The organism is Devosia geojensis, assembly GCF_000969415.1.
Lineage (GTDB): Bacteria > Pseudomonadota > Alphaproteobacteria > Rhizobiales > Devosiaceae > Devosia > Devosia geojensis.
In genome coordinates, this window is sequence record NZ_JZEX01000039.1 from 21284 (window position 1) to 41233 (window position 19950).

The 19950-nt window shown below is 65.5% G+C and carries 15 protein-coding genes; 10 read left to right on the forward strand and 5 right to left on the reverse strand.

Annotated features, from left to right (window positions below):
• Positions 1 to 15 precede the first annotated feature (15 nt).
• A complete protein-coding gene (locus VE25_RS02335) occupies positions 16 to 1188 on the forward strand; it encodes a hypothetical protein (RefSeq protein WP_046106978.1) in 1173 nt (390 codons plus the stop codon).
• Between the two features lie 116 nt (positions 1189 to 1304).
• Here VE25_RS02335 and VE25_RS02340 read toward each other — a convergent pair whose 3' ends face one another.
• The gene (locus VE25_RS02340) at positions 1305 to 2489 is read right to left on the reverse strand and encodes a serine hydrolase (RefSeq protein ID WP_046106979.1); all 1185 of its coding nucleotides are present in this window, start codon (positions 2487 to 2489) and stop codon (positions 1305 to 1307) included.
• A gap of 191 nt (positions 2490 to 2680) precedes the next feature.
• Here VE25_RS02340 and VE25_RS02345 point away from each other — a divergent pair, with 191 nt between their 5' ends.
• The 6 genes from VE25_RS02345 to VE25_RS02370 all read left to right on the forward strand — a co-directional run bounded on the left by VE25_RS02345 (position 2681) and on the right by VE25_RS02370 (position 9591).
• Positions 2681 to 4423, forward strand: a complete 1743-nt coding sequence (locus tag VE25_RS02345; protein ID WP_046106980.1) for a sensor histidine kinase — start codon at positions 2681 to 2683, stop codon at positions 4421 to 4423.
• Positions 4424 to 4505: 82 nt separating this feature from the next.
• A complete protein-coding gene (locus VE25_RS02350) occupies positions 4506 to 4925 on the forward strand; it encodes a VOC family protein (protein ID WP_046106981.1) in 420 nt (139 codons plus the stop codon).
• Between the two features lie 177 nt (positions 4926 to 5102).
• Positions 5103 to 5372 carry a 30S ribosomal protein S15 gene (rpsO, locus tag VE25_RS02355; protein ID WP_046106982.1) on the forward strand — a complete coding sequence of 90 codons (270 nt, stop codon included), beginning with the start codon at positions 5103 to 5105 and terminating at the stop codon, positions 5370 to 5372.
• A gap of 358 nt (positions 5373 to 5730) precedes the next feature.
• A complete protein-coding gene (gene pnp / locus VE25_RS02360; protein ID WP_046106983.1) occupies positions 5731 to 7860 on the forward strand; it encodes a polyribonucleotide nucleotidyltransferase in 2130 nt (709 codons plus the stop codon).
• Between the two features lie 211 nt (positions 7861 to 8071).
• Positions 8072 to 8698 carry a L,D-transpeptidase gene (locus VE25_RS02365; protein ID WP_046107046.1) on the forward strand — a complete coding sequence of 209 codons (627 nt, stop codon included), beginning with the start codon at positions 8072 to 8074 and terminating at the stop codon, positions 8696 to 8698.
• A gap of 98 nt (positions 8699 to 8796) precedes the next feature.
• Entirely contained in the window at positions 8797 to 9591 is a 795-nt protein-coding gene (locus VE25_RS02370) for an alpha/beta fold hydrolase (protein WP_046106984.1), read from the forward strand.
• Positions 9592 to 9712: 121 nt separating this feature from the next.
• Here VE25_RS02370 and VE25_RS02375 read toward each other — a convergent pair whose 3' ends face one another.
• Positions 9713 to 10489: a TetR/AcrR family transcriptional regulator gene (locus tag VE25_RS02375; RefSeq protein ID WP_046106985.1), complete on the reverse strand. Its 777-nt coding sequence runs from the start codon at positions 10487 to 10489 to the stop codon at positions 9713 to 9715.
• A gap of 181 nt (positions 10490 to 10670) precedes the next feature.
• Here VE25_RS02375 and VE25_RS02380 point away from each other — a divergent pair, with 181 nt between their 5' ends.
• From VE25_RS02380 to VE25_RS02390, 3 genes are read left to right on the forward strand one after another with little or no spacing between them, the layout of a single operon-like run.
• Positions 10671 to 11630, forward strand: coding sequence for an ATP-binding cassette domain-containing protein (locus tag VE25_RS02380; protein WP_046106986.1), 960 nt, complete (start codon positions 10671 to 10673; stop codon positions 11628 to 11630).
• Between the two features lie 40 nt (positions 11631 to 11670).
• Positions 11671 to 12423, forward strand: coding sequence for an ABC transporter permease (locus VE25_RS02385; protein WP_046106987.1), 753 nt, complete (start codon positions 11671 to 11673; stop codon positions 12421 to 12423).
• A gap of 54 nt (positions 12424 to 12477) precedes the next feature.
• Positions 12478 to 14745 carry an ATP-binding cassette domain-containing protein gene (locus VE25_RS02390; RefSeq protein WP_046106988.1) on the forward strand — a complete coding sequence of 756 codons (2268 nt, stop codon included), beginning with the start codon at positions 12478 to 12480 and terminating at the stop codon, positions 14743 to 14745.
• Between the two features lie 135 nt (positions 14746 to 14880).
• Here the strand turns inward: VE25_RS02390 and infB are convergent, their stop codons facing one another.
• The 3 genes from infB to nusA form a co-directional block, all read right to left on the reverse strand.
• Positions 14881 to 17628 (reverse strand): translation initiation factor IF-2, encoded by a 2748-nt coding sequence (gene infB, locus VE25_RS02395; protein WP_046106989.1) that lies wholly within the window; start codon positions 17626 to 17628, stop codon positions 14881 to 14883.
• 79 nt (positions 17629 to 17707) lie between these two features.
• Positions 17708 to 18322 carry an RNA-binding protein gene (locus VE25_RS02400; protein ID WP_046107047.1) on the reverse strand — a complete coding sequence of 205 codons (615 nt, stop codon included), beginning with the start codon at positions 18320 to 18322 and terminating at the stop codon, positions 17708 to 17710.
• Between the two features lie 29 nt (positions 18323 to 18351).
• On the reverse strand, positions 18352 to 19950 hold the full coding sequence (gene nusA, locus VE25_RS02405) for a transcription termination factor NusA (protein WP_046106990.1): 1599 nt from the start codon (positions 19948 to 19950) through the stop codon (positions 18352 to 18354).

Below are 19950 nucleotides of genomic sequence, written 5' to 3' on the forward strand. Positions count from 1 at the left end.
TTCAGGAGATTTGCGATGCAACTGGGGCGGGACCTCGCCGAACTCACCGCCGGCATCGACCGGCTCTTTCGCAATGCGCCGCGCAGCGACGGCTTCCTCGACCGCGAGGGACTGATCCCCGTCGCGGTCGCCGAGGTCGAGCCGAGGCCACTGCGCGACTATGACGAGGCGGAGGCGGCGCTGCGAGCACTCCTTGCTCGGCTCGACGCGGAAGCACAGAGCCCGCTGCGGCGCGACTATCTCGCCGAGATGATCGACTCGCTGCTCGCGCTCGTCACGACCTTCAAGGAAGAGCCGATCTCGTTCGCCGACCGCGTGCGTCGGCAGATCCGGGTCGACACGCGGCTGGTCGACCAGGCGATCCTCGACGGCTACCGCGCAACGATCCGGGCCAAGCTCGACGAGATGGGCTATTCCGGCAGCGAACTGGCCGACGACCTCGCGCGCTGGGAAGCAGACAATCGCGTGCCGGTCGACAACGTGCTCGACACCATGCGGGATCTGACCCGCGAGGCACGCGAGCGCGTGTCTGCCGTCATGTACCCCATGGACAGCGAGTGGATGGAGCCGGAGGGCGTCAGCGCCGCGCCGTTCTCGGCCTATTGCGATTATCCCACCCGCAAGGTTCTGATGAACCTCGACTTCCCCTACACGCGCTTTGCCTTAAAGCACCTTGCCACCCACGAGGTGTTCCCCGGCCATCTCGTGCACCTGAAGCTGCGCGAAACGGGCGTCGCCGAGGGCACCATGCCGCTCGATGCCGCCCAGGTCGTCACCAGCTCGGCAAGCAGCGCCCTCTTCGAGGGTATCGCCGACAATGGGCTCTTCTTCCTCGACTGGATCGAGGGGCCGGGCGACGAGCTCGGTGTCGCGCTGCAGCGCCTACGCGGGGCGCTACGCTGCAACGCCGCCTGGATGATGCACGAAGAGGGTAAGACGCTCGACGAGATCGTGCCGGTGATCGCGCTGGGTGGCTTCCAGGATCCGGTGACGGCCCGCTCGCGCCTCGCCTTCCTTTCGCACAACCTGCGCGCCCCGTTCGTCTACGCCTATTGGTGCGGGGACGTGGCGGTGCACGAGGTGTGGCGGACGGTCAAGCCCGAGGAGCGCACCGCCTTCTGGCAATACCTCTACGGCAACATGCACACGCCGGCGACGCTCAAAGCGCACTGGCGGGGGGCCGCCTAGACTCTGTCAGTTTCTGACGGAAACGGGAGGCATCCGGCTCCCTCCCCCCTTAAGGGGGGAGGGAGCGCAAAACCGCCGATTCCGATAAAACCTGACTCGCTCCAGGATTCGTGCCACTATTCCTCGCTCTGCGGCGCGAGGGCGGCCAGGATCGAGGCGTAGATCGAGGTCGGCGTGGTCGCCGAAATGGCGCTGTCGTCGTTGATGGTCATCACCACGCAGGTCTGGCTGCCGTCGCGGCCGACGAGATGGGTGGTGAAGTTGAGCACGCCGGTTTCGCTGCCGCCCTTGTAGGCGACGCGCGCCCAATCGCCCGGGGTGGCGATGCCCGGATTGATGGTCATCACGTCGAGATCGGCGACCTCGGCAATGAGCTCGCAGAGCCGGCGGGCCGGGACATACCACTCGACCCCCTCGTCGTGCAGCGACAGATTGGGGTTGAGCGCCGGCATCGGCCGGCCCGCGATCTCGCGGGCGATCTCCGCCTTTTCCTCGGGGGAAGCAGCCAGGAACCGGCCCCGCGTCTCCAGATCCCCCTTGAGGAAGAAGAATTCGCGGGTCGTCAGCGCGAAATCGACGCCCAGCTTCTGTGCGAGCGCCTCGCGCCCGACGACGTCGATGAGGAGGTCGGTCGCCGTGTTGTCGCTGATCGATATCATCATGGCGGCGGCCGTATGGAGGGTCACGGGCGAGCCTGCGGGCAGATTCTGCATGATGCCGGTCGGCAGCGAGATGTGGCGGCGTTCGAGCCGCACGACCTCGTCCCAACTGTGCTCGCCGCGCTCGATCGCCTCGTTGAGGAGCGCCAGGACCGCGAGCTTGAACGCCGAACCGACAGCCAAGGGCGTATCGGCACCACGCTCGGCAAGCACCTCGCCGTCCCGCAGGACGAGATAGGAGACGGAGCCTTCGAGACTATCGAACTGCGCGGCAATGTCGGCGACCGAGGCATTCTTCTGCACCGGCGCGCGGAAAAGAAGGCTCGATATGCGCCGATCGGCATCGAGGGTGATCTGGACCGGCATGGTGTGGGTGCGCGTCTCGACCTCGAAGCCGTCCGCGCTCGAGCGCACCTCCTCGGGCGCGCCGATAGTCGCCTTGATCTGGGAGAGGAGCTGTTCGACCTGAGCGAGCGGCACCTGGGCGAGGAATTCAGGCGTGAACTGCTCGGCCGTAACAGGATCGGGCCCGAGGAGATCCAGAATCACCTGCTCTTCGGACGACACGGCTCCTTCCTGAGCATGGGCAGATCCAACCAGGGCCAGGACGGCAAACAGCACCGCTGCGAGCAACCGGCTCATCGAAAACTCCTACTAACGCACACCGGATATAAGTGAGGCTAGCTGACCCGACAAACTTTGCCAGCCCCGAATCCCCGCCACACCAACGCGCTTGTGGATTGCGCGGACAAAGTTAGCGCCAACGTGTGCTGGTCGCGCGCGGCCAGCACGTTTATGGTGTGCCCACACATACTACCGGCAATAAGCGGATCATGGCCACACTCACCGAGACCAAAAGCGCGAGCGCCCCGGCGGACGCCGGTAAACGGCGCCAGCCCTGGTCCATCGCGGCTTATCTGCTGGTGCTGGCGCTGATCACGCTGGTGCCCTCCTTCGTCTTCGCCGGCCTGCTGATGCAGCGCAACCAGCAGGCGCAGGAAACCACCATCGAAACGCTGATCTCGGCCACGACCCGCTCGCTGGTGCAGGCAGTCGAGCGCGAGATCAACGCCAACATCACGACTCTGCGGGTGCTGGAAACCTCGGCTGCGCTGCATGAGGGGGATTTCCGCTCCTTCCACGTCTATGCACAGACGGCGCTCGCGAGCAGCCGGGCCAATCTCTTCATCGTCAACGCCGATCTTTCGACGCTGATGTCGACGGACGCCCCCTTCGGCGAGGTCGTTCCCCCCATCGCCGACCAGGATACCATCCGGCGCGCTTTCGAGACCGATGCGGTGGTCATCACTGACCTGGTGCGCAATCCGGTCACGCAGGACTGGACCTACAACATCCTCCTTCCGATCGACCTCGGCCCCCATGGGCGCAAGATCATCGCCCTCAACCAGCGCGCCGACAACATCGCGCAGGCGCTCCTGACCAACCGGCTGCCGGACGGCTGGTCGAGCGCGCTGCTCGATGCCGACGGCCAGGTGATCGCCGCCTCGTTCGGCGCCGGAGGGACGGGCGAGATCTTCACCCAGTTCGACGCGCTCAACCAACCGTTCTCGACCCGCTGGCAGCAGGTGGCCGCGAACGGGGACGCCTACCAGACTGTCATCCAGCGCTCGGGCCTCACGGGCTGGCGGCTCGTTTCCTGGGCGCCGGTCGAGGTCATCACCCGCCCGCTTCTCGATGCGCTGCTCTCGCTGATGGCGGGCGCCGTCATTTTGGCCGCGCTCATCATCGTGACCCTCTACTGGGTCACGGGCCGGATCGGCTCGTCGGTGCGGGGCCTTGCGCGCGACGCGCGCCGGCTCGGACGCGGCGAGGGCGTCGAGGCCAAGCCCTACCCCGTCGCCGAGATCGCGGAAGTGTCGCAGGCGCTCGCCGAAGCCTCGACGCAGCGGCAGTCGGCCGAGGCGGAGGTGCGGTTCCTGATGCGCGAGCTCGCGCACCGCTCGAAGAACCAGATGACGGTGATCGCGGCCATGGCCAAGCAGACCGCGCGCGGCGAGGAGGACATCGACCACTATGTGCAGAGCTTCGAGAAACGCATTCTCGGCCTTGCAAGTTCGACGGACCTGCTGCTCACCCACGGACGCGTGGGCGTCGACCTCAACGAGCTGCTGAGCCGCCAGATCGCGCCCTTCGGTCCCTCGGACGGCGAGCGTCTGAAGCTGACCGGCGGCCCGGTGCGCCTCAACGCACAGGCCGCGCAGATCATGGGCATGGCGGCCCACGAGCTCTCGACCAATGCGGCCAAGTACGGCGCGTTCTCCAACGACAAGGGCAGGCTCGAGGTGTCCTGGCAGATCGAGGGGGACCGGCTCGCCTTCCGCTGGCGCGAGCACACGCAGGCAGCCCCCTTTTCTCAATCCGACGAGACCGATCCGGCGCAACGCAAGGGATTTGGCACCACCGTGCTCAAATCGATGGTCGGCGGCGCGCTCGGCGCCGAGGTCGAGCGGCAGTTGCACCCGGACGGCATCGAATGGCGGTTCGACATCCCCATGGCCTCGCTCCACCCGGACTATGCGGGTGAAGCCGAGAAAGAGGAAGAAGAGGACGCCTGACCGCGGCGGCATCCGCCTTTGCTTTTCACCACGTCACGAGGAATAATCCGGACCGGTGCAGCAGACGAAAGGGAGGATCCCAATGGTCACTCGTCTCAACCCCTATATCAGCTTTCGCGACACAGCCCGGGAGGCGATCGAATTCTACCACTCGGTCTTCGGGGGCGAGCTCACCATCAGTACGTTCGGCGACTTCGGCATGAGCGAAAACCCGGCGGATGCAGACAAGATCATGCACTCCATGCTGGAAACGCCCAATGGGCTGACGCTGATGGCGTCCGACACGCCTCCGGGCATGGACTACAAACCCGGCACCAATATCTCGGTTTCCCTTAGCGGCGAGGACGAAGCGGAGCTGCGCGGCTATTGGGACAAGCTCTCTGCCGGCGGAACGGTGACCGTGCCATTCGAAAAAGCACCCTGGGGCGACACCTTCGGCATGTGCCTGGATAAGTTCGGTGTCCAGTGGATGGTGGATGCCGTCGGAAAGCCGCAGGGCTAGGTCGGCTGGGCCCCAGGGCGTCAGAAATGGCCGAAAGAGAAAACTTCTGGCCTTCAGGGCGAAACTTGCGTATATCGCGCGCACGCTTCCTGCTCCTAAAGCAGAAGCCATCGTGGCCCCGCCTGGACGACATCCCGGCCGGGGCGGCTCGATCCTCTTTCCCGAAAGGATAACCCGATGTCGATTGCAGCGGACCGCAAGGCCGCCCTGATCAAGGAATATGCGACCAAGAAGGACGACACCGGCTCGCCCGAAGTCCAGGTCGCGATCCTGTCGGAGCGCATTGCCAACCTCACTGAACACTTCAAGACCCACACCAAGGACAATCACTCCCGGCGTGGCCTCCTGAAGCTGGTTTCGCTCCGCCGGCGCCTGCTCGACTACGTCAAGCGCACCGACGAAGCCCGTTACAAGGTCCTCATCGAAAAGCTGGGCCTGCGCCGCTAGACGGCAACGAAACTACGATGCGGGGGCCGGTCCGGCTCCCGCATCTTTTCCATCCGGGTTCCGGATGAAGCCGCGTAGAACCGGCAGCGCGGACTTAAGGTCCGCGTCAGAGAGTACGGAGCATGGCAGGATCATTGGCCGCTCTCGGAATTGCCCATTCGGCCCTCAGGCCCGGGCATGGTGATTTTCTGGGAGCGTCTCGTCGTCTTGCTCATGTTCCGGCCGCCGGGCCGTAACGGTGCCCTTCAAGCCTGCCCACGCACATGGGGTGCGGGGCCGGGCGGGCACACCGGACGCGCATGCAGGCCTACGCCCTGCACAAGCCGCGCGTGCGGGCAGACATGAAAGACGATAAAAGATGTTCGATCATCACAAGGTAGAACTCAACTGGGGCGGCCAGCCGCTGACGCTCGAAACGGGCAAGATGGCCCGCCAGGCGGACGGAGCGGTTCTCGCAACGCTCCGCGAGACCGTCGTGCTCGCTACGGTGGTTTCGGCCAAGTCCCCCAAGCCCGGCCAGGACTTCTTCCCCCTGACCGTCAACTACCAGGAAAAGTACTTCGCCGCCGGCAAGATCCCGGGCGGCTACTTCAAGCGCGAAGGCCGCCCGACCGAGAACGAGACCCTGGTCTCGCGCCTCATCGACCGGCCGATCCGCCCGCTCTTCCCGGAAGGCTACAAGAACGAGACGCAAGTCATCGTCACCGTTCTCCAGCATGACATGGAGAACAACCCGGATGTCCTGTCGATGGTGGCGGCCTCGGCCGCGCTCACCATCTCGGGCATCCCGTTCATGGGCCCGATCGGGGCGGCGCGCGTCGGCTATGTCGACGGCGAATACGTCCTCAACCTTGCCGTCGACCGCCGCGCCGACAGCAAGCTCGACCTGGTGATGGCGGGCACCGAAGACGCCGTTCTGATGGTGGAATCGGAAGCTCAGGAGCTTTCCGAGGACGTCATGCTCGGCGCCGTGATGTTCGGCCACGAGCAGAGCCGCAAGGTGATCGAGGCGATCATCAAGCTCGCCGAGCTCGCCGCTAAGGAACCGCGCGATTTCGAGCCCGAGGACTTCTCGGCCATCGAGGCCGAGATGCTCGCATTCATCGAGGCGGACCTCAGGGCCGCCTATAAGATCACCAAGAAGGAAGACCGGTACGCCGCGGTCGACGCCGCCAAGGACAAGGTCAAGGAATTCTACGGCGCGCGCATCGAGGCCGGCTCGATCTCCGCCGAGGACGTCGGCGCCGTGTTCAAGAGCCTGCAGGCCAAGATCGTGCGCTGGAACGTTCTCGACACCGGCTACCGCATCGACGGGCGCGACCTGAAGACCGTGCGCCCGATCGTCTCGGAAGTCGGCGTGCTGCCGCGCACCCACGGCTCGGCGCTCTTCACACGCGGCGAGACGCAGGCGCTGGTGGTGGCGACCCTCGGCACCGGCGAAGACGAGCAGTTCGTCGACTCGCTCGAGGGCACCAAGAAGGAAAACTTCCTCCTGCACTACAACTTCCCCCCCTATTCGGTGGGTGAAGCCGGCCGCATGGGCTCGCCCGGACGCCGCGAGATCGGCCACGGCAAGCTCGCCTGGCGCGCGATCAACCCGATCCGTCCCTCGGTCGAGGAGTTCCCGTACACCATCCGCGTCGTCTCCGAGATCACCGAGTCCAACGGCTCGTCCTCGATGGCGACCGTCTGCGGCACCTCGCTTGCCCTGATGGACGCGGGCGTGCCGATGAAGCGCCCTGTGGCGGGCATCGCCATGGGCCTCATCCTCGAGGACGAGAAGTTCGCCGTGCTCTCCGACATCCTCGGCGACGAGGATCACCTGGGCGACATGGACTTCAAGGTGGCCGGCACCGAAAGCGGCGTCACCAGCCTGCAGATGGACATCAAGATCGCCGGCATCACCGAGGAGATCATGAAGATCGCCCTCGACCAGGCCAAGGACGGGCGCATGCACATCCTCGGGGAAATGGCCAAGGCCATCACCTCGAGCCGCGAGGAAGTGGGCGAGTTCGCCCCGCGCATCGAGAGCTTCAAGATCCCGACCGACAAGATCCGCGAAGTGATCGGTACGGGCGGCAAGGTGATCCGCGAGATCGTCGAGAAGACCGGCGCCAAGATCAACATCGAGGACGACGGCACCGTCAAGGTCGCCTCCAGCGATGGCAAGCAGATCGAAGCCGCGGTCAAGTGGATCCGCTCGATCACCGACGAACCGGAAATAGGCGAGATCTACCAGGGCACCGTCGTCAAGACCGCCGACTTCGGCGCCTTCGTCAACTTCTTCGGTGCCAAGGACGGGCTGGTGCACATCAGCCAGCTCGCCGACCAGCGCGTCGCCAAGACGACCGACGTCGTCAAGGAAGGCGACAAGGTTTGGGTCAAGCTCCTCGGGTTCGATGAGCGCGGCAAGGTGCGCCTCTCCATGAAGGTCGTCGACCAGGAGACCGGCAAGGAAAAGGAACGCGCCGAAACGGCGGCCGAATAAAGTTCCTTCGACTTCGAATCAAAAGGCCCGGATTTGCGATCCGGGCTTTTTCTTTTCTGCAACAGGCAGAAACGTTCACTTGGGCGCGAGGAACCAATTTTCCTTGCTATCCGTTGCCCGCTTGCACTCGACAGGCGTGCAAACCTCGGCTTAGCTCCTTGCCATTGCTGAAAATTTCCAGGGATTCGTCTTGATAAACCGCCGTCTCTTCATGCTCGGCCTGCCCATTGCTCTGGCCGGCTGCGCCAGTTCCGCCCGTGGCCCGCAAGTGCATGAATACGTGATCGACCGGCGCTACCTGTCGATGTACGGCCCTATGCCCAATGAGCCGTTCCCGGTGCCGGCCGTCGACCTCAGACGCATTGATTCGCAGTTCTGGCGGCAGGAGGTCTCGTACTCCACTTCGGAGCCGCCCGGCACCATCGTCGTCGATACCCCCAACCGGTTCCTCTATCTCGTACAGCCCGGCGGCAAGGCAATGCGCTACGGCGTCGGCGTCGGGCGCGAGGAGGCGCTGCAATTCAGGGGCACGGCCCGGATCGGGCGCAAGGCCCAGTGGCCGCGCTGGACGCCGACGGCCAACATGATCCGGCGGGAGCCGGATCGCTACGGGCCGTACCGCAACGGCCTCGAAGGCGGCATCGACAACCCGCTGGGCGCACGCGCGCTCTACCTCTACCGCGGCGGCCGCGACACGCATTTCCGCATTCACGGCACGCGCGAGCCCTATACCATCGGCACCAATGTCTCCTCGGGCTGCATCCGCCTGATGAACCAGGACATCATAGACCTCTACGAGCGCGTACCGTCGGGCGCCCGGGTGGTGGTGCTCCAGTAGGAGCATCACGCCGGCTCGCAATTTTCGCCCTTCCTGTCGATTCGCTCCCTGCTGCTTCGTCGTAACCAGGAACGACAGCAACGGCAGGGAGAGCGCGCATGCCCAAGGTCACTTCCAAAGATGGAACCGCCATCGGCTATGACAGCAAGGGGAGCGGCCCGGCGCTGATCCTCGTTGCCGGTGCCACGCAGTATCGCGGGGTCGACGAGACCACGCCCGTCATGGCCGGAGTGCTGGCCGACCGTTTTACCGTCATCAACTTCGACCGGCGCGGGCGCGGTGAATCGGGCGATACGCCGCCCTATGCGGTCGCCCGCGAAATCGAGGACATCGAAGCTTTGATCGACGTCCATGGCGGGCGCGCCGCACTCTTCGGCATGTCTTCGGGAGCGGTGCTCGCGCTCGAGGCGGCCGCCGTACTCGGCGACAAGGTGACGGGCGTGGTGATGTACGAGCCGCCCATCGATGTCGAGCAGAGTTCGGAAACCTCCTGGAAAGAGCATGCCGAGATGGCGGCGCTCGCGGCCGAGGGACGGGCGGGCGACATGATGGCCAAGTTCATGGCCGGCGTCGGCATGCCGCCCGAGGCGATCGAGGGCTTCCAGCAGAGCCCGGCATGGCCGGCTTACGAGGCGGTGGGCCTGACGCTCGAGCACGATTACCGCGTCCTTGCCGAGGCGACCGACGGCGACCGCTACCCCGACCGCTGGGCCAAAGCCCGCATGCCCGTGCTGGTGGTCGACGGCGACGCGAGCTTTCCGTTCATGAAATCAGGCGCCGACTGGGTGGCCAGGGGGTTACCCAATGCCAGCCGCAAGACGCTCTCCGGACAGAGCCATGAATACGACCCGCATGTCGTCGGAGCGGTAATCGCCGAGTTCCTGGGAGGATGAACCTCCTCTCCCCTGTTGGTACGGCGGTTATCCGCGCCAGCGGACCAGCCCCACCCGCCCTGCTTCGGGAGCCGCCCTCCCCTTAAGGGGAGGGTGATACATCGTGCTTAGCCGATCGCGCTCAGCGGGGGCCCCTTGCCTTGCGCTCGATCAACAGACCGATGCCCTCGAGGATGCGTTCGAGGCCAAAGGCGAAGGCGCGGTCCGGATCGCCGAGGCCGTACTCCTCGCCGACAACGGGGCCGATGCGCGAGGAGACGGGATAGGACGAGAAATCGATCGTCTCGAGAAAAGGCTCGATCGTCATCCACCACTCGTCGTCGGTCAGGCCGGTCAGTTCCTTGACCCGGCGGCTGCGGGCGACGTCGCGCACGGCACCGTAGACATAGTTGGCCATCAGCGTCACGCACATGTCCATCTCGACCTCGTCGAGACCGAGACCGTCGACGGCGCTGAGGGCGACCTCGTAGCCGAGGAGCGTGTTGGGGCCGAGCACCGGGCGATGCGTGTAGAGCTCGAGCAGCCAGGGATGGCGCAGGAAATGATCGCGGTAGGAGCGGGCGACCCAGGTGAGATTATCGCGCCAGGCGTGCGGCTCGAACGCGGGAGCCTGTTTGCCCTCGGGATCGCCGGCGGCGGCATCGAGCATCAGATCGAGGAGCTCGGCCTTGCCGGGAATGTAGGTATAGAAGGACATGGGCGAGATGCCGACGGCTTCGGCGACGCGGCGGGTGCTGACGGCGGCGAGCCCTTCGGTATCAGCGATTGCGATCGCGGCGGCGATGATGTCCTCCAGCCGTGCCTTGGGCTTGGGTCCGCGCCGACCGCCTTCATCCTTGCCCCAGAGCAGGTGCAGGACCTTCAACGGGTCGCCCCGGCCGGCGATCTCTTCGGACATGTCGTCTCCCGAAAATAACTCTTTACACCGCACGCAGTTTTGCTAAACTTTGTACGCTGCACAGGATTATATAAGACCTGTGCGCGGAATTGTCGAGCTTTGTCGAAATCCAGCCTGCTGACACGACATGTCAGGAGGGTTGGGCGAGTGTGCCCGCGTCAAGCCCAAGGGAGCGCCAGCCATGATCCATGCCCGAGACCTCGTTAGAACCTTCAAGACCAAAGCAGGCCCGGTCGAGGCGGTACGCGGCCTTTCCCTCGATGTCGCCGAGGGCGAGCTCGTGGCGTTCCTCGGACCCAACGGGGCCGGCAAATCGACGTCGGTGCGCATGCTGACGACGCTGCTGCCGCCGACCTCGGGCTCGGCCAATGTCGGGGGCATCGATGTGATCGTCGACCCGGCGGCGGTGCGCCGGCAGATCGGCTATGTCGGGCAGGGAAGCGGCGCAGGCCAATACTACAAGGTGCGCGACGAACTGCTGACGCAAGGCCGGGCGCAGCGCATGGACGCGGCGACGGCCAGACGGCGCGCGGGCGAACTCATCGAGATGTTGGAGTTGAAGGGCCTCGAGGAGCGGATCGGCTCGACGCTTTCGGGCGGGCAGAAGCGGCGGCTGGACGTGGCGCTGGGGCTGATGCACGAACCCAGGATCCTCTTTCTCGACGAGCCGAGCACAGGCCTCGATCCGCACAGCCGCGCCAACCTCTGGGAACATATCCTGAAGCTGCGCAAGCAGACGGGGATGACCATCTTCCTCACCACCCACTATCTCGACGAGGCCGACACCATGGCCGAGCGGGTGATGATCATGGACAATGGCCGGCTCATCGCCGACGACACGCCAGAGCGACTGAAGGCGGACCTCGCCGGCGACCGCATCATGGTGCGGCTGACGAGCACGGCGGAGGCCCAGCAGGCCGCGGGCATGGCCGCCAACCTGCCTGGCGCCCGCGAGACCGAGGTCTCGGGCCACGCGGTGACCGTGACCGTCGGCGAGGGCGAGGCGATCCTGCCCGAATTCATCCGCCGCCTGCACGAGGTCGGGGCGCAGGTTGCGACCGCCTCGGTCAAGCGCCCGACGCTGGATGACGTGTTCCTGGGCCTCACCGGCCGGTCGCTGCGCGAAACCGCCGTCGCTTGATCATCACATCCTGAAAATGCGCTTGGCAGGGAGAACCGAAATGACATTCGTAGCTGACGTATGGACCTCGTTCGCGCGTGAAATGAAGCCTCTTGTTTCCGGTTGGGTGTGGCTCGCCTTCGGGCTGGTGCAGCCGCTTCTCTATATCGGACTTTTCGTGCCGCTGCTCGGCGGCATCGGGATCGACGGTCCCTCCCCGCTGCAATGGTTCATACCGGGCATGATCGTCATGCTCACGCTCTTTGGCACGGCGATGGTCGGCTGGAGCCTGACCGAGGAACTGCTCTCTGGCGTGCTCGAACGGTTCCTCGCGACACCCATGAGCCGGCCGGCGCTGCTGATAGGCCGGGCGCTGAAGGAGCTCTTCCCGCTGGTCTTTCAGGCGGTGGTGATGATCATCATCGCCATCCCCTTTGGACTGCAGCTCTTTCCACTCGAGATGCTCTACGGGCTCGTGCTCCTCGGCCTCTTCGGGGTTGGCGTCGCGGCGCTCTCCTATGCGCTGGCGGTCGCCGCCAAGGACGACACCTCGATGTTCTACATGGTCAGCCAGTCGGTGGCGCTGCCGCTGATGCTGCTCGGAGGCGTGCTGCTGCCGATGGAGATGGCGCCCGGCTGGCTCTACACCGCCTCGCGGTTCAATCCCCTCACTTATGTGGTTGAGGCCGAGCGGGCGCTGTTCGTCGGCGAGTTCTTCACGCCCGCCGCGCTCAACGGTACGCTGGTGGTCGTAGCCGTGCTGATCGTCGGGCTGGCTGTCGGCTCGCGGGTCATCAAGCGGGCCTCTCTCTAGTCACTCCTTCCGGCACGTCCTCCGCTGCCGGTTCCCCAATTTTCAGGAAGATCCATGTCGGACACGCTCTACGGCTCCATCGAAATCCGCGGCGCTCGGGAAAACAACCTCAAGAACGTCTCGCTCGATATCCCCAAGCGCGCGATCACCGTCTTCACTGGCGTGTCCGGCTCGGGCAAATCCTCGCTGGTCTTCGGAACGATAGCGGCCGAGAGCCAGCGCCTCATCAACGAGACCTATCCTGCCTTCGTGCAGCAGTTCATGCCGCATTACGGACAGCCGGACGCGGATTCGCTGCAGAACATCTCGGCCGCCATCATCGTCGACCAGCAGCGGCTCGGCGGCAATTCCCGCTCGACCGTCGCCACCGTTACCGACGCGGCGCAGATGCTGCGCGTCCTCTTCTCGCGCCTCGGGCAGCCGCACCTCGGCTCGCCGAACCTATATTCCTACAACGACCCGCGCGGAATGTGCCCGGAGTGCGAAGGCATCGGCCAGGTGGCCGCCATGGACATGGACGCGGTGGTCGACGAAAGCAAATCGCTCAACGAAGGCGCGCTCCTGCCCAAGGACTATGCCGTCGATACCTGGTACTGGGAGATCTACAAGAATTCCGGCCTCTTCGACATGGACAAGCCCATCCGCCAGTACACGCGGGAGGAGCGCGAGAACCTCTTCAACCTCGACGACGGCCGCAAGATCAAGGTGGGCAAGATCGGCCTCACCTATGAGGGCATCGTCGTCAAGCTGAAGAAGGGGCTTGGCAGCAAGGACCCGGAGGGCCTGCAACCGCATGTGCGGGTCGAATACGACCGCATCTTCACCCGCAAGACCTGCCCGGCCTGCGCGGGCGCACGGCTCAATGCTGCCGCGCTTTCGAGCCGGATCGAAGGCAAGTCGATCGCCGATTGCTCGGCCATGCAGGTCTCGGATCTCGCGCCATTCATCCGCTCGATCGAGGCGGCGTCGGTCGGGCCCATGCTTGATGCTCTGGCGGCGCGGCTCGAGAATCTCATCACCATCGGCCTCGGCTATCTCAGCCTCGACCGCGAAAGCTCGACCCTCTCCGGAGGCGAGAGCCAGCGGGTCAAGATGGTGCGGCACCTCGGTTCTTCGCTCACCGACATCACCTATGTCTTCGACGAACCGAGCGTCGGGCTGCATCCACACGATGTCGGGCGGCTGGCGGGGCTCATGCAGCAACTGCGTGACAAGGGCAACACCGTGCTGATCGTCGAGCACAAGCCGGACATGATCGCCATCGCCGACCATGTGGTGGACATGGGCCCGTTCGCCGGCTCGAAAGGCGGTGAAGTGGTCTACCAAGGCGATTACGCCGGCCTGCTGACCTCGGGCACGCTGACCGGCAACCACATGCGCAAATACCAGCCGATCAAGGAGACGGTGCGCAAACCCGATGGCGCGCTAGAGATCCGCAACGCAATCCTCAACAACCTCAGGGACGTCACTGTTTCGATACCGCGCGGCGTGCTGACGGCCGTCACCGGGGTCGCAGGATCCGGAAAATCTTCGCTGATCCAGGGATGCCTGCCCAAGGCCTACGCCGAGACCGTCATCATCGACCAGAACCTCAACCGCGGCTCGCGCCGCTCCAACACCGCGACCTATACCGGTATCCTCGACCATGTGCGCAAGGCCTTCGCCAAGGCCAACACTGTCGAGGCTTCGCTGTTCTCGGCCAACTCAAAGGGCGCGTGCCCCGACTGCAACGGTTTGGGTGTGATCTATACCGACCTCGCGCACCTCGACCCGATGGTGACGACCTGCGAGACATGCGAGGGCAAACGCTTCACCGAGGAGGTGCTGGCCTACGACCTGCGCGGCAAATCCATCAGCGACGTCTACGAGTTCGCGGTGACCGACGCCTGCGCGTTCTTTTCCGAGCCGGCCATAGCCAAGATTCTCAAGGGTCTCGAGGACGTGGGGCTCGGCTACCTCACCCTAGGCCAGCCGCTCTCGACACTCTCGGGGGGCGAGCGGCAACGCCTGAAGCTCGCCGCCGAGCTCGGCAAGAAGGGCAATATCTACGTGCTCGACGAGCCGACCACGGGCTTGCACATGAACGACGTCGACACGCTCATCGGCCTCTTCGACCGGCTGGTCGACCAGGGCTCGACCGTCATCGTCATCGAGCACAACCTTGACGTGATCTCCAGGGCCGACTGGGTGATCGATCTGGGGCCGGGCGCCGGTCATGACGGGGGCGCGGTGGTGTTCGAAGGCGTGCCAGCGGACCTCGTCCACGCCGCTCACTCGCTGACCGGCCGGCACCTTGTCGAACGTGGACACAAAAGCGGCTAGAGAAACGCTGCGAGCTGCCGCCGACGTCCATCGGTTCCTCCGCATGTGGCGCGGAGCATCCTGAAAGGTCTCCAGAAGCAGAAACCCCCGCGCAGGGATTGCGCGGGGGTTTTGAGTTCCCGGGAAGTTGCAGGACTAGAGTGTCCGCTGCACCGTCTCGACGCGGAAGCATTCGATGACGTCGCCGGCGCGGATATCCTCGTAGTTCTCGAAGGCCATGCCGCACTCCTGGCCCGACTGGACTTCCTTGACCTCGTCCTTGAAGCGCTTGAGGGTCTTCAGCTTGCCTTCGTGGACGACGACGTTCTCGCGCAGGAGGCGCACGCCCGCACCGCGCTCGACGATACCGTCGGTGACGCGGCAACCGGCGACCCTGCCGACCTTGGAGATGTTGAACACCTCCAGGATCTCGGCGTAGCCGATGAAGGTCTCGCGCCGCTCGGGCGCCAGCAGGCCCGACATCGCCGACTTCACGTCATCCACCAGGTCGTAGATGATGTTGTAGTAGCGGATCTCGATGCCTTCGCGGGTGGCGAGCTCGGCGGCCTGCTTGTTGGCGCGTACGTTGAAGCCGATGATGATGGCGCTGGACGCGGTCGCCAGCGTCACATCGGACTCGGTGATGCCGCCCACGCCCTGGTGCAGGATTTGGGCGGAGACTTCCTCGGTGCCGAGCTTTTCGAGCGAGGCCACAATCGCCTCGACCGAACCCTGCACGTCGCCCTTGATGATCAGCGGGAACTTGGCGATGCCCGAGGCCTTGAGCTGGTTCATCATCTGCTCGAGGCTGGTGGCGCCGCCGCCGGCGGTGCGCTCGCGGATCTGGCGCTGACGGTACTCGGTCACCTCGCGGGCGCGCGCCTCGCTCTCGACCACCGAGAAGCGGTCGCCGGCCGAAGGCACGCCGTTGAAGCCGAGGACCTCGACCGGCGTCGAGGGCGCCGCTTCCTTGACCTGCTCGCCCTTGTCGTTGATGAGCGCGCGCACGCGCGCGAATTCGGTGCCGGCTACGAGGATGTCGCCGACCCGCAACGTTCCGCGCTGGACGAGGACCGTCGCCACCGCACCGCGGCCGCGATCGAGCTTGGCCTCGATGACGAGGCCCTCGGCGCGCCCGTCCGGGGCGGCCTTGAGCTCGAGCACCTCGGCCTGCAGCAGGATGGTTTCGAGCAGCTTGTCGAGGCCCTGCTTGGTATGGGCCGACACCTCGACGTCGAGCACGTCGCCGCCCATGGTTTCCACGAACACCTCATGCTGGAGGAGCTCGGTGCGCACCCGGTTCGGATCGGCCGCCGGCTTGTCGATCTTGTTGATGGCAACGATGATCGGCACGTTCGCGGCCTTGGCGTGTTTGATCGACTCGATGGTCTGCGGCATGACGCCATCGTCGGCGGCCACCACCAGTACGGCGATGTCCGTCGCCTGGGCGCCGCGGGCGCGCATGGCGGTGAACGCCTCGTGGCCCGGGGTGTCGAGGAAGGTGATCTTCTGGCCGCCTTGCGCGACCTGATAAGCACCGATGTGCTGGGTGATGCCGCCGGCTTCGCCCGAGACGACGTTGGCGTGGCGGATGGCATCGAGCAGCGAGGTCTTGCCGTGGTCGACGTGGCCCATGATGGTCACGACCGGCGGGCGCGGCTTGAGGTCCGACGGATTGTCCTGCGAGGGAACGTCGAACAGGCCTTCCTCGACGTCGGCTTCCGAAACGCGCTTGACCGTGTGGCCGAGTTCGATGGCGATGAGCTCGGCGGTATCGGAGTCGATCACATCGTTGATCTTGGCCATCTGGCCCTGGGCCATGAGGATCTTGATGACGTCGACCGCGCGCTCGGCCATGCGATTGGCCAGCTCCTGGACGGTAATGGCGTCCGGAATGATCACCTCGCGGCTCAATTTCGGCTGGGCAACCTGGTTGCGGCCCATCTTCTTATCGCGGCGGCGGCGCATGGCGGCGAGAGAAGGACCGCGGTCGCGATCGCTCTCGGCGCCTGCGTTGACGACGGTCAGGCGCGCGCGCCCGCTTTCCTCGCCCGAACGACGGGCAGGACGCTCCACCCCGCGAGAGGCGCGGCGAGCGTTCTCGAGCTCGGCCTCGGTGACCGAAGCACGGTTGACGGGCGCGGCGGTGCGGGTGCGGCGTCCATCCGCTTCGCTGGGCGGGGCCGGCGGCACGTTGGCGATGGGCGCCATGCCCCCGCTGCTGGTGCGGCGCTCGCCCGCAGGCCGGCGCTCGCCGGCCGGACGCGCATCGGCGCCCGGACGAGCCGGAGCCTCGCGGCGCGGAGGCGGACGGTTCTGCTGGCCGGGACGGCCGGAAACGAAACGCACGGACTTAGGACCGCCCGGACGCTGAGCGTCCTCGGCCGGTTCGGCCGCGGCAGGCGCAGCCGAAGCTTCGGCGGGAGCCGCAGGAGAGGCAGCCTGCGCCTCTGTTTCGGCGGCGCGGCGGCGCTCCTCTTCCTGGCGCTCGGCTTCTTCGCGCAGTTGCCGGCGACGGGCCTCTTCCTCGATGCGGCGGGCCTCGTCGGCAGCGAACCGTTCCTGGTCCTCGGCCTGGCGGGCAGCCGCCTCGCGCAGCGCGACGCGGCGCGCTTCGGCCTCGGCGGCCGAAAGGCCACCGCCGGGCGCGCGCTGCTGCATGGGCCGGCCACCTTGCGGACGGCCCGACTGCCCGGGCGCGCCGGCACCCTGCGGACGCTGTCCCGGGCCACCGGGCGCACCAGGGGTCGGCACGCGGCGGGTGCGCTTCTCGACAACGACCGTGCGCGACGAGCGCGACATGCCGGGACGGTTCCCGAGACCGGGACCGCCCTTCAGTGTCAGCGTCTTCTTGCCGCCAGCGCCGGAAGTGTCGTCGGTGCGCTTGTCGTCGTTATCAGCCATGAAATTCGCGTCTCTATTTCATTTACGGCAAAGATCGACCCCTCCGCCCTATCGGCGCCGGTGTCGTCTCTACCCGGGTTTAGGCGTCGTAGCGGACCAGCCTCAGGCCCTTGTCCAACGCCGATTGGGCTGCCGCCCCAGTCGTGAGGGCAGCATGTATCACATTTTCCAGGCCAAGTGCCAAACCCAATTGGTCCGAACTTAGCAATTCGAGATGCGGCACGGTAAATGCCGTTTCTCCAGCCTCTTCGGCCGCGTATTCCAAGGCCCGCCGGGCCTGGGCCATCTTGTTGCGCCCATCCTCGGCCGCGTCGCTCGCGGTAATGAGCGCGAGGATATCGCCCGACTCGATCGCCGCCTTGACCTTGCCGGCGCCGGTGACGAGCTGGCCGGCCTTGCGCGCCATGGCAAGCGCAGCGGCAAAGCGCTGCTCGAGCCGCAGGTGCGTCAGACCCGCAAGATCGTCGGGCACCTTGACCTCGGCCTTGAGGCTGCGCGCGAAGACCTTCTTTCTTGAAGCCTCTGCTACTGCCTCGCGCCCGAGGGTGATCCAGACGCCCCGCCCCTCAGCGCGCGCCTCGGTGTCGGGCACTATGGTGCCGTCGGGGCCGAGCACGAACCGGATGAGATCCGTGACCGGCTTTTCGGTCCGCGTCAGGGCACAGAGCCTGGTGGTCGCCTCGCTTCGGGGCATGAACAACGCCCTCCGCTCGGGCCAGGCTCCTAGACCGCCGCCTCTTCGTCGCCAGCCTCACCCTGCTGCTGGGCGAGCTCGTCCTCGGTGATCCAGCCGGCCTTGAGGCGGGCCTGCAGGATCATCTCCTCGGCTTCCTCGCGCGACACGGGGAAATCCTTGAAGGTGCCCTCGAAGCGCTTGAGCTCACCGTCCTTGCGTTCGGTCCAGCCGACGAGATCGTCGGCCGCACAGCCGGCGAAGTCCTCGACCGTCTTGATGTCTTCCTTGCCGAGCGCCACGAGCATGGCGGCGGTCAGGCCGGAAATCTCGTAGAGCTCGTCCTCGACGCCGAGCGCCACGCGCTCTTCGTCGAACTTGCGATCGATCTCGGCGAGATATTCGACGGCGCGGTTCTGGATTTCGGCCGCGGTCTCCTCATCGAACCCTTCGATCGAAGCGATTTCGTCGAGTTCGATATAGGCGAGCTCCTCGACCGAGGAAAAGCCTTCGGAAGCCAATAGCTGGGCAACCATCTCGTCGACGTCAAGGGCCTCCATGAAGAGAGCCGAACGCTCGGTGAATTCCTTCTGGCGGCGCTCGGACTCCTCCTGTTCGGTCAGGATATCGATGTCCCAGCCGATGAGCTGGCTGGCCAGCCGCACGTTCTGGCCGCGCCGACCGATGGCGAGCGAAAGCTGCTCGTCGGGCACCACGACCTCGATGCGTTCGGCCTGCTCGTCGAGCACAACCTTGGCGACATCGGCCGGCTGCAGCGCCGAGACGACGAGATCGGCGATGTTGTCGGTCCAGGGAATGATGTCGATCTTTTCGCCCTGCAACTCGCCGACGACCGCCTGCACACGGCTGCCGCGCATACCCACGCACGCGCCGACCGGATCGATCGAAGAATCCGACGAGGTCACGGCGATCTTGGCGCGGCTGCCCGGATCGCGCGCGATCGAGCGGATGGTGATGATGCCGTCGTAGATCTCGGGCACTTCCTGCATGAAGAGCTTGGCCATGAACTGCGGGTGCGTGCGCGAGAGGAAGATCTGCGGGCCCCGCTGTTCACGGCGCACGTCATAGATATAGGCGCGCACGCGGTCGCCGTAGCGGAACTGCTCGCGCGGAATCAGCTCGTCGCGGCGGATGATGCCTTCGCCACGGCCGAGGTCGACGATGACGTTGCCGTATTCGACGCGCTTGACCGTGCCGTTGACGATCTCGCCAATGCGGCCGGAATATTCCTCGTACATGCGGTCGCGCTCGGCGTCGCGCACCTTCTGCACGATCACCTGCTTGGCCGACTGGGCGGCGATGCGGCCGAATTCGATGGGCGGCAGCGGCTCGGTCAGGAAGTCGCCGATCTTGGCGTTGCCGTTCTTGGACTGGGCGTATTTGAGGTTGACCTGGCGGGAGGGCTCCTCGACCTCGTCGACGATCTCGAGGAGGCGCCACATGCGCAATTCGCCCGAACGCGGGTTGATCTCGGCCTTGATCTCGGTCTCGGCGCCATAGCGGGCCTTGGCGGCCTTCTCGATGGCGTCCTGCATGGCCTCGATCACGACCATGCGGTCGATCGATTTCTCGCGGGCGACGGCGTCCGCAATCTGCAGCAGTTCCAGCCTGTTCGCGCTAACGGCCAT

What these genes read in the sequence shown, in the direction of transcription:
- VE25_RS02335 (WP_046106978.1), top strand. Translation starts at nt 16, where the DNA reads ATGCAACTGGGGCGGGACCTCGCCGAACTCACCGCCGGCATCGACCGG.
- VE25_RS02340 (WP_046106979.1), bottom strand. Translation starts at nt 2,489, where the DNA reads ATGAGCCGGTTGCTCGCAGCGGTGCTGTTTGCCGTCCTGGCCCTGGTT.
- VE25_RS02345 (WP_046106980.1), top strand. Translation starts at nt 2,681, where the DNA reads ATGGCCACACTCACCGAGACCAAAAGCGCGAGCGCCCCGGCGGACGCC.
- VE25_RS02350 (WP_046106981.1), top strand. Translation starts at nt 4,506, where the DNA reads ATGGTCACTCGTCTCAACCCCTATATCAGCTTTCGCGACACAGCCCGG.
- rpsO (WP_046106982.1), top strand. Translation starts at nt 5,103, where the DNA reads ATGTCGATTGCAGCGGACCGCAAGGCCGCCCTGATCAAGGAATATGCG.
- pnp (WP_046106983.1), top strand. Translation starts at nt 5,731, where the DNA reads ATGTTCGATCATCACAAGGTAGAACTCAACTGGGGCGGCCAGCCGCTG.
- VE25_RS02365 (WP_046107046.1), top strand. Translation starts at nt 8,072, where the DNA reads ATGCTCGGCCTGCCCATTGCTCTGGCCGGCTGCGCCAGTTCCGCCCGT.
- VE25_RS02370 (WP_046106984.1), top strand. Translation starts at nt 8,797, where the DNA reads ATGCCCAAGGTCACTTCCAAAGATGGAACCGCCATCGGCTATGACAGC.
- VE25_RS02375 (WP_046106985.1), bottom strand. Translation starts at nt 10,489, where the DNA reads ATGTCCGAAGAGATCGCCGGCCGGGGCGACCCGTTGAAGGTCCTGCAC.
- VE25_RS02380 (WP_046106986.1), top strand. Translation starts at nt 10,671, where the DNA reads ATGATCCATGCCCGAGACCTCGTTAGAACCTTCAAGACCAAAGCAGGC.
- VE25_RS02385 (WP_046106987.1), top strand. Translation starts at nt 11,671, where the DNA reads ATGACATTCGTAGCTGACGTATGGACCTCGTTCGCGCGTGAAATGAAG.
- VE25_RS02390 (WP_046106988.1), top strand. Translation starts at nt 12,478, where the DNA reads ATGTCGGACACGCTCTACGGCTCCATCGAAATCCGCGGCGCTCGGGAA.
- infB (WP_046106989.1), bottom strand. Translation starts at nt 17,628, where the DNA reads ATGGCTGATAACGACGACAAGCGCACCGACGACACTTCCGGCGCTGGC.
- VE25_RS02400 (WP_046107047.1), bottom strand. Translation starts at nt 18,322, where the DNA reads ATGCCCCGAAGCGAGGCGACCACCAGGCTCTGTGCCCTGACGCGGACC.
- nusA (WP_046106990.1), bottom strand. Translation starts at nt 19,950, where the DNA reads ATGGCCGTTAGCGCGAACAGGCTGGAACTGCTGCAGATTGCGGACGCC.